7 protein-coding genes, 1 tRNA gene and 1 pseudogene are annotated in these 9,095 nt (G+C 66.8%); all 9 read right to left on the minus strand.

From position 1 onward, the window contains the following. Positions 1-1,109 (minus strand): annotated as a pseudogene (locus WD341_RS05490) (DNA-directed RNA polymerase subunit beta'); the annotation flags it as partial. Between the two features lie 88 nt (positions 1,110-1,197). Beyond that, on the minus strand, positions 1,198-5,382 hold the full coding sequence (gene rpoB, locus WD341_RS05495) for a DNA-directed RNA polymerase subunit beta (protein WP_368424428.1): 4,185 nt from the start codon (positions 5,380-5,382) through the stop codon (positions 1,198-1,200). A 260-nt stretch (positions 5,383-5,642) separates the two neighbouring features. Next, positions 5,643-6,020 (minus strand): 50S ribosomal protein L7/L12, encoded by a 378-nt coding sequence (gene rplL / locus WD341_RS05500; RefSeq protein ID WP_368424429.1) that lies wholly within the window; start codon positions 6,018-6,020, stop codon positions 5,643-5,645. A gap of 50 nt (positions 6,021-6,070) precedes the next feature. Next, entirely contained in the window at positions 6,071-6,589 is a 519-nt protein-coding gene (rplJ, locus tag WD341_RS05505) for a 50S ribosomal protein L10 (protein WP_368424430.1), read from the minus strand. Between the two features lie 340 nt (positions 6,590-6,929). After that, positions 6,930-7,631, minus strand: coding sequence for a 50S ribosomal protein L1 (gene rplA, locus WD341_RS05510; RefSeq protein ID WP_368424431.1), 702 nt, complete (start codon positions 7,629-7,631; stop codon positions 6,930-6,932). A gap of 4 nt (positions 7,632-7,635) precedes the next feature. Further along, positions 7,636-8,064, minus strand: coding sequence for a 50S ribosomal protein L11 (rplK, locus tag WD341_RS05515; RefSeq protein ID WP_368424432.1), 429 nt, complete (start codon positions 8,062-8,064; stop codon positions 7,636-7,638). 96 nt (positions 8,065-8,160) lie between these two features. Then, entirely contained in the window at positions 8,161-8,691 is a 531-nt protein-coding gene (gene nusG, locus WD341_RS05520; protein ID WP_368424433.1) for a transcription termination/antitermination protein NusG, read from the minus strand. A gap of 6 nt (positions 8,692-8,697) precedes the next feature. Next, positions 8,698-8,895 carry a preprotein translocase subunit SecE gene (secE, locus tag WD341_RS05525; protein WP_368424434.1) on the minus strand — a complete coding sequence of 66 codons (198 nt, stop codon included), beginning with the start codon at positions 8,893-8,895 and terminating at the stop codon, positions 8,698-8,700. 123 nt (positions 8,896-9,018) lie between these two features. Next, positions 9,019-9,094: transfer RNA gene (locus tag WD341_RS05530), tRNA-Trp, on the minus strand. Position 9,095 lies beyond the last annotated feature (1 nt).

A 9,095-nucleotide genomic window follows, 5' to 3' on the forward strand; every position in this document is an offset into this window, starting at 1 on the left:
GGCAGGCCGCACTGGTGCAGCTTGAGCTCGGGGCCGACCACGATGACCGAGCGGCCCGAGTAGTCGACGCGCTTGCCGAGCAGGTTCTGGCGGAAGCGGCCCTGCTTGCCCTTGAGCATGTCGGAGAGCGACTTCAGCGGCCGCTTGTTGGCACCGGTGATGACGCGGCCGCGGCGGCCGTTGTCGAACAGCGCGTCGACGGCCTCCTGCAGCATGCGCTTCTCGTTGCGCACGATGATGTCCGGCGCGCGCAGCTCGATCAGCCGCTTCAGGCGATTGTTGCGGTTGATCACGCGGCGATACAGGTCGTTGAGGTCGGAGGTCGCGAAGCGGCCGCCGTCGAGCGGCACCAGCGGGCGCAGCTCGGGCGGGATGACCGGGATCACGTCGAGGATCATCCACTCCGGCTTGGCGCCGGACTCGATGAAGGCCTCGACCAGCTTCAGGCGCTTGACCAGCTTCTTGCGCTTGGCCTCGGAGTTGGTCTCCTTGAGCTCCTGGCGCAGCTTCGGCCGCTCGGCCTCGAGGTCGAGCGCCTTGAGCATGCGCTTCATGGCCTCGGCGCCGATCTCGGCCTCGAAGGCCTCCTCGCCGTACTCGTCCTGGGCGTCGACGTACTCTTCCTCGCTGACCAGCTGGCCGAGGCGGAAGGGCGTCATGCCGGGCTCGATGACCACGTAGTTCTCGAAGTAGAGGATCCGCTCGAGATCCTTCAGGGTCATGTCGAGCAGCAGGCCGATGCGGCTCGGCAGCGACTTCAGGAACCAGATGTGGGCGACCGGGCTGGCCAGCTCGATGTGGCCCATGCGCTCGCGCCGGACCTTGGAGAGCGTGACCTCGACGCCGCACTTCTCGCAGACGATGCCGCGGTACTTCATGCGCTTGTACTTGCCGCACAGGCACTCGTAGTCCTTGATCGGCCCGAAGATGCGCGCGCAGAACAGCCCGTCGCGCTCCGGCTTGAAGGTCCGGTAGTTGATCGTCTCGGGCTTCTTGATCTCGCCGAACGACCAGGAGCGGATCTGCTCGGGACTGGCGATCGCTATGCGGATCTGGTCGAAGCTCTGCAGGCCCTGGGGCTGGCCGTAGAGATTCATCAAATCGGTCATCTGTCTCTCCCGCGGGGATGCGACGTTGAAGCTAAAGCCGGCACGAGGCCCCGGAGCGCGCCGGCTCCGGGGTCCCTGATACGGGCGCTCAGTACTGGCTCTGCTCCAGCTCGACGTTCAGGCCGAGCGATTTCAGTTCCTTGACGAGGACGTTGAAGGATTCCGGGATGCCGGCCTCGAAGTTGTCCTCGCCCTTGACGATGGCCTCGTAGACCTTGGTCCGGCCCGCCACGTCGTCCGACTTCACGGTCAGCATTTCCTGCAGCGTGTAGGCGGCACCGTAGGCTTCCAGCGCCCAGACCTCCATCTCGCCGAAGCGCTGTCCGCCGAACTGCGCCTTGCCGCCCAGCGGCTGCTGGGTGACCAGGCTGTAGGGGCCGATCGAGCGGGCGTGGATCTTGTCGTCCACCAGATGGTGCAGCTTCAGCATGTAGATGAAGCCGACCGTCACCTCGCGATCGAAGGTCTCGCCGGTGCGCCCGTCGGTCAGGCGGACCTGGCCCGACGAGTTGAGGCCGGCCTGCTTGAGCATGTCGACGATGTCCGGCTCGCGCGCGCCGTCGAAGACCGGCGTCGCGATCGGCACGCCGCCGGTCAGGTTGCCGGCCAGCTCGAGCAGGTCGTCGGTCGACATGCCCTTGATCTCTTCGCCGTAGATCTTGGCGCCGTAGACCTCTTCGAGGCGGGTCTTCAGGGCGTCCAGCTCGCCCTTGCGGGCCGCCTTCAGCAGCTCGCCGATCTGCTTGCCGATGCCAGCGCAGGCCCAGCCCAGGTGCGTCTCCAGGATCTGGCCGACATTCATCCGGCTCGGCACGCCGAGCGGGTTGAGCACGATGTCGACGTGGGTGCCGTCCTCGGTGTGCGGCATGTCCTCGATCGGGATGATCTTGGAGATGACGCCCTTGTTGCCGTGGCGGCCGGCCATCTTGTCGCCGGGCTGCAACTTGCGCTTCACGGCGACGAAGACCTTGACCATCTTCATCACGCCCGGCGGCAGCTCGTCGCCGCGCTGCAGCTTCTCGACCTTGTCCTCGAAGCGCTTCTCGAGCTGGGTGATCGAGGCCTCGAACTGCTTGTTCAGGGCCTCGACGTCGGCCTGGCGCTCGTCGTCCTTGACGGCGATCGCGCGCCACTGGCCCGGCGTGTAGTCGGACAGCACCGTCTCGTCGATCTTGGTGCCGGCCTTCATGCCCTTCGGGCCCGACTGGGCGGCCTGGCCGACCAGCAGGTCCTTGAGGCGGCCGTAGAAGCTGCGCTCCAGGATCGTCTTCTCGTCGTCGCGGTCCTTGGCCAGACGCTCGATCTCGGCCTTCTCGATGGCCAGGGCGCGCTCGTCCTTGTCGACGCCGCGGCGCGAGAAGACCCGCACCTCGACGACCGTGCCGGTGACGCCCGGCGGCACCCTGAGCGAGGTGTCGCGCACGTCGGAGGCCTTCTCGCCGAAGATCGCCCGCAGCAGCTTCTCTTCCGGGGTCATCGGCGACTCGCCCTTGGGCGTGACCTTGCCGACCAGGATGTCGCCGGCCTGGACCTCGGCGCCGATGTAGACCATGCCCGCCTCGTCGAGGTTGCGCAGCGCGTCCTCGCCGACGTTCGGGATGTCGCGGGTGATCTCCTCCTGGCCCAGCTTGGTGTCGCGGGCCATGACCTCGAACTCCTCGATGTGGATCGAGGTGAAGACGTCATCGCGCACGATGCGCTCGGAGATCAGGATCGAGTCCTCGAAGTTGTAGCCCTGCCACGGCATGAAGGCGACGAGCACGTTGCGCCCGAGCGCCAGCTCGCCGAGCTGGGTCGAGGGGCCGTCGGCGATGATGTCGCCCTTGGCGACCGTCTCGCCGACCTTCACCAGCGGCTTCTGGTTGACGCAGGTGTTCTGGTTGGAGCGCTGGAACTTCAGCAGGTTGTAGATGTCGACGCCCGACTCGCCGTGGCCGGTCTCGTCGGTGACCCGGATGACGATGCGGGTCGCGTCGACCTGGTCGATCACGCCGCCGCGCTTGGCGGCGATCGCGACGCCGGAGTCGCGGGCGACCGTGCCCTCCATGCCGGTGCCGACCAGCGGCGCCTCGGCCTGGACCAGCGGCACCGCCTGGCGCTGCATGTTGGAGCCCATCAGCGCGCGGTTGGCGTCGTCGTTCTCCAGGAAGGGGATCAGCGCCGCCGCGACCGACACCAGCTGCTTCGGCGAGACGTCGATGTAGTCGATCTCGTCGGCCGAGGTCATCAGGTAGTCGGCGCCGCGCCGCACCGAGATCAGGTCCTCGGTCAGCCGGCCCTTGGCATCGATCGTGGAGTTGGCCTGGGCGACGGTGTAGCGCGTCTCTTCCATCGCCGAGAGGTAGACGACGTCGTCGGTGACGCGGCCGTCCTTGACCTTGCGATAGGGGCTCTCGATGAAGCCGTACTGGTTGACCCGGGCGTAGGTCGCCAGGGAGTTGATCAGGCCGATGTTCGGGCCTTCAGGCGTCTCGATCGGGCAGATCCGGCCGTAGTGGGTCGGATGCACGTCGCGCACCTCGAAGCCGGCGCGCTCGCGGGTCAGGCCGCCCGGCCCGAGGGCCGAGAGGCGCCGCTTGTGGGTGACCTCGGACAGCGGGTTGGTCTGGTCCATGAACTGCGAGAGCTGGGAGGAGCCGAAGAACTCGCGCACCGCCGCCGCCGCCGGCTTGGCGTTGATCAGGTCCTGCGGCATGACGCTGTCGATCTCGACGGAGCTCATGCGCTCCTTGATCGCCCGCTCCATGCGCAGCAGGCCGATGCGGTACTGGTTCTCCAGCAACTCGCCGACCGAGCGGACGCGCCGGTTGCCCAGGTGGTCGATGTCGTCGATCTCGCCGCGGCCGTCCTTCAGGTCGCAGAGGATCTTGACGATCTTCAGGATGTCGACCCGGCGCAGCACCCGCTCCTGGTCGGAGGTGTCGAAGGCGGTCTCCGAGTCGTCGGTCTTCAGGCGCGCGTTCATCTTGACGCGGCCGACCGCCGAGAGGTCGTAGCGCTCCTTGTCGAAGAACAGGCTGCGGAACATGGCCTCCGCGGTCTCCAGGGTCGGCGGCTCGCCCGGACGCATGACGCGGTAGATGTCGATCAGCGCGTCCTCGCGGGTGTTGTTCTTGTCGCCGACCAGGGTGTTGCGCAGGTAGGCGCCGACGTTGACGTGGTCGATCGCCAGGGTCGAAAGGGTCGTGATGCCGTACTCGTCGAGCTTGGCCAGGCTCGCCTCGGTCAGCTCCTCGCCGGCCTCGAGCACGACCAGGCCCTTCTCGTCGATGTAGTCCTCGGCCGCGTAGTGGCCGAACAGCTCCTCGTCGGTGATCCGGACGTCCTTCAGGCCGGCGTCGATCATCTTGCGCGACTGGCGCGGCGTGACCTTCTTGCCGGCTTCCAGGACGACCTCGCCGCTGTCGGCGTCGACCAGGTCGACGGCCAGCTTGATGCCCTTCAGACGCTCGGCGTCGAAGGGGGTGCGCCAGGCGTCGCCGTCGCGGGTGTAGACGACCTTGTCGTAGAAGGAGGACAGGATCTGCTCGGCGTTCATGCCGACGACCTCGGTCGGGTCGATCGGCTTCTCGGCGGCCTTGCGCTCGGTACGCAGCTTCTCGGTCTGCTCGGAATCGAGGGCGAGCAGCAGCGTCGTCGCCGGCAGCTTGCGACGCCGGTCGATACGGACGTAAAGCAGGTCCTTGGCGTCGAACTCGAAGTCCAGCCAGGAGCCGCGGTAGGGGATGACGCGGGCGGCGAAGAGATACTTGCCCGAGGAGTGGGTCTTGCCGCGGTCATGGTCGAAGAAGACGCCCGGGCTGCGGTGCATCTGGGAGACGATGACCCGCTCGGTGCCGTTCACGACGAAGGTGCCGTTGGGCGTCATGAGCGGCATGTCGCCCATGTAGACGTCCTGCTCCTTGATGTCGCGGATCGAGCGCGAGCCGGTGTCCTCGTCGACGTCCCAGACGACCAGGCGCAGGGTCACCTTGAGTTGCGCGGCGAAGGTCATGCCGCGCTGCTGGCACTCCTCGACGTCGTACTTCGGATCCTCCAGCTCGTAGGACACGAACTGGAGCTCCGCGCGTCCCGAAAAATCCTTGATCGGGAAGACGCTCTTGAAGACCTCCTGTAGTCCGGCGTCGGCGCGCTCCGGCATCGCCACGCCCATCTGCAGGAACTGATCGTAGGAGGTCTTCTGCACCTCGATCAGGTTCGGCATCTGGGTGACTTCGGGGATGCGCCCGAAGTTCTTGCGGATGCGCTTACGCCCGGTGAACGAACTGGCCATCGTCATTTCTCGTCCTCAGCTACTTCGCCGCCTGGGCAGCCGCACGGCCGGCTGCCATTGCGGCACCCTTGGTGCCGCCCAGTAAGAACCGTCACGTCCTGGAAACGCTTCTCTCGAACTTGCGCTCTTTCGGCGTTCCGGACGCGGGGCGGAGGGCCGCCGCCTCCCGGAACGTCGAAAAGGCGCAGCGGCCCGGTCCGGCGCCGCGGGCTTCCGCGGCGCCGGCCGGACCGAGACGCAGATGAAGATCGGGTCTGTCGCTACTTGATCTCGACAGTGGCTCCGGCCTCCTCGAGCTTCTTCTTCAGCTGCTCGGACTCGTCCTTGGACGCCCCTTCCTTCACAGGCTTGGGAGCAGCCTCGACGAGATCCTTCGCTTCCTTCAGGCCCAGGCCGGTGATCGCCCGGACCTCCTTGATCACGTTGATCTTCTTCTCGCCGGCGGCGACGAGAATGACGTCGAACTCCGTCTTCTCCTCGGCGACGGCGGCCTCGGCGCCGCCACCCGCCGCGGCCACGGCCGCAACCGGCGCCGCAGCGCTGACGCCCCAGGTCTCCTCGAGCTTCTTGGAGAGCTCTGCGGCTTCGAGAACGGTGAGCTTCGAGAGCTCGTCAACCAACTTGTCCAGATCGGCCATCTATCTATCCTCTAAGGCTTGAGCTTCGTGCGAACGACCTGCCGGTCGCCTCAAGCGGCTTCGTTCTTGGCGGCATAGGCGGAGAAGACCCGGGCGAGCTGCCCGGCCGGAGCCTGCGTGACACCGGCGAGCTTCGTCGCCGGCGCCTGGATCAGGCCTACGATCTTCCCACGCAACTCATCGAGCGATGGCAGGACGGCCAGGCTCTCGACACCTTTGGCATCGAGCATCTGGCTGCCCATGGCGCCGCCGACGATGATCAGCTTCTCGTTCTTCTTGGCGAACTCGAAACAGACCTTGGCGGCTGCCACCGGGTCTTCCGACGTCGCAAGCGCCGTCGGCCCGGTCAGTAGATCCGCCAACCCCTCGAACTGCGTGCCCTTGAGAGCGAGCTTGGCGAGCCGATTCTTCGTCACCTTGTAGCTGGCACCGACCTTGCGCGCCGCGCCCCGCAACGCCTGCGACTCGGCCACCGTCAGACCCATCTGATGGGTGACGATGACGGCCGTAGAGGCTGCGAAACGGGCGTTGAGCTCGGCGACCAGCTTTTCCTTGGCTGCTCGGTCCACGCTTCCACGCTCCATTCTGGACGCCCCGGACCCGCAGGCCCGAGAAGTCCGTCGCACGGTGAGCCGTCCCGGACGCGGCACCCCTGTCGGGGATGCGAACCCGCCGACGGCTCGGTTCGCCTGTCCCGGAAGCTCAAGCCTCCGCCAGCGGCCGGATCGGACGACTGGCGAAAAATCCCTAGCCCCCGTCTGTGCAGGCCCCGCTCTGGGGCTTAGGACGCCACCCGGAGGCGACGGTCACCTGCAGTCTCGGACAGGTCGGCGGACGACGCGGCCGAAGCCCCGCCGCCGCCTGCTTCCGCCCCCGGGCCCTCGTCGGCCCCGGGAGCGGACAGTCTCGTCAGGCGGGCGCCGACAGGCTGCCCACCTCGATGCCGATGCCTGGCCCCATGGTCGAGGACAGGGAGACCTTCTTGATGAAGGTGCCCTTGGCCCCGGCCGGCTTGGCCCGGCTGATCGCGCCGACGAAGGCGCGCACGTTCTCGATCAGCTTGGCCTCGTCGAAGCTGGCCTTGCCGACGCCGGCGTGGACGATGCCGGCCTTCTCGACGCGGAACTGCACCTGCCCGCCCTTGGCCGCCTCGACCGCCGCCTTGACGTCGGTGGTCACGGTGCCGAGCTTGGGGTTCGGCATCAGGCCGCGCGGGCCGAGCACGCGGCCCAGCTTGCCGACGATCGGCATCATGTCCGGCGTCGCCACGACCCGGTCGAACGGCATGTCGCCGGCCTGGACGCGCTCGGCCAGGTCCTCGGCCCCGACGACGTCGGCGCCGGCCGCCTGGGCCTCTTCGGCCTTGGCGCCGCGCGCGAAGACCGCGACGCGCACCGACTTGCCGGTGCCGTGCGGCAGGTCGACGACGCCGCGCACGTTCTGGTCGGCATGGCGCGGGTCGACGCCCAGGTTCATCGAGATCTCGATGGTCTCGTCGAACTTCGCCTTGGCGCGTGCCTTCAGCAGGTTGACCGCCTCCTCCAGCGCGTAGCTCTGGTTGACGTCGATGCCCTCGCGGGCGCTCTGCAGTCGCTTACCCTTCTTAGCCATCGACCTACTCCACAACCTCGAGACCCATCGAGCGGGCCGAGCCCTCGATCATCTTCGACGCAGCGTCGAGATCGAAAGCGTTCAGATCCTCCATCTTCAGCTCGGCGATCTCGCGCACCTGAGCGCGGGTCACCTGGCCGATGGTCGTCTTGCTCGGGGTCGCCGAGCCCTTCTCGACCTTGGCCGCCTTCTTCAGGAAGAAGCTCGCCGGCGGCGTCTTCATCACGAAGGAGAAGGAGCGATCCGTGTAGGCCGTGATCACCACCGGGATCGGCATGCCCTGCTCCAGATTCTGCGTCTGGGCGTTGAAGGCCTTGCAGAACTCCATGATGTTCAGGCCGCGCTGACCCAGCGCCGGACCGATCGGCGGCGAGGGGTTGGCCTTGCCGGCCGGGATCTCGAGCTTGATGTAGCCGTCGATCTTCTTTGCCATTTCCTAGCACCCTCCTCTATCGGGGCTGCGCGGTGCGGCCATGGCGAGCCTCCCGCACGAATCAAGCCCGCAGGCGAAACCGAGCCGCGACGCGGCTCAGAGCTTCTCGACCTGCGAGTACTCCAGCTCGACCGGGGTCGCCCGGCCGAAGATGGAAACCAGCACTTTGACCCGGGAGCGCTCCGAATCGACGTCCTCCACCGTCCCGTTGAAGGAGGTGAAGGGGCCGTCGGAGACCCGCACCTGCTCGCCGATCTCGAAGATGATCGACAGCTTGGGGCGATCCACGCCCTCCTGGACCTGGGCCATCAGGCGCTCGGCCTCGGCGTTCGAGATCGGCACCGGACGCGACCGGCCGCCCAGGAAGCTGGTCACCTTCGGGGTATTCTTGACGAGGTGCCAGGTCTCGTCGGTCATCTCCATCTGGACCAGCACGTAGCCCGGGAAGAACTTGCTTTCGGCCGTGAACTTCTGGCCGCGGCGCACGTGGGTGACCTCCTCGGTCGGCACGAGCACCTCGCCGATCAGCTCGGCCATGCCCTGCTGCTCGGCCTGCTCGCGGATCGCCTCGGCGACCTTCTTCTCGAAGCCGGTGTGGACATGAATCACGTACCAACGCAACGCCATTGCCGATCAGGCTCCCAGACCCAGGATCTGGCGCACGCCAAAGGCCAGCACCTGATCCACCAGAAAGAAGAAGGTCGCGGCAAGGATCACCATCACGAAGACCATCATGGTCGTGACAGTGGTTTCCTTGCGTGTCGGCCAGGTGACCTTCGAGATCTCCTGTCGGACTTCACGGATGTACTTGGCCGGCGTCGTTCTCGCCATCGTCTCTCGAATTCCCGGGCGCAACCGCACCACATGGGGATGCGCCGCCCGTTTGTCATCGTCCGGCCGCAAACGGCCTGTTGCATCGGACCCTGCGACCCGCCCCGGTGCCCGGAAGCGGTCTGGCAGGAGTGGAGGGACTCGAACCCCCAGCCCCCGGTTTTGGAGACCGGTGCTCTACCAGTTGAGCTACACTCCTA

Origin of the sequence: Tistlia sp., from assembly GCF_040905785.1 — a bacterium.
GTDB lineage: Bacteria > Pseudomonadota > Alphaproteobacteria > Kiloniellales > DSM-21159 > Tistlia.

Excerpts from the sequence above, each read along its gene's own strand:
- nusG (WP_368424433.1), bottom strand. The coding sequence starts at position 8,691 with ATGGCGTTGCGTTGGTACGTGATTCATGTCCACACCGGCTTCGAGAAG.
- rplA (WP_368424431.1), bottom strand. The coding sequence starts at position 7,631 with ATGGCTAAGAAGGGTAAGCGACTGCAGAGCGCCCGCGAGGGCATCGAC.
- secE (WP_368424434.1), bottom strand. The coding sequence starts at position 8,895 with ATGGCGAGAACGACGCCGGCCAAGTACATCCGTGAAGTCCGACAGGAG.
- rplL (WP_368424429.1), bottom strand. The coding sequence starts at position 6,020 with ATGGCCGATCTGGACAAGTTGGTTGACGAGCTCTCGAAGCTCACCGTT.
- rplK (WP_368424432.1), bottom strand. The coding sequence starts at position 8,064 with ATGGCAAAGAAGATCGACGGCTACATCAAGCTCGAGATCCCGGCCGGC.
- rpoB (WP_368424428.1), bottom strand. The coding sequence starts at position 5,382 with ATGGCCAGTTCGTTCACCGGGCGTAAGCGCATCCGCAAGAACTTCGGG.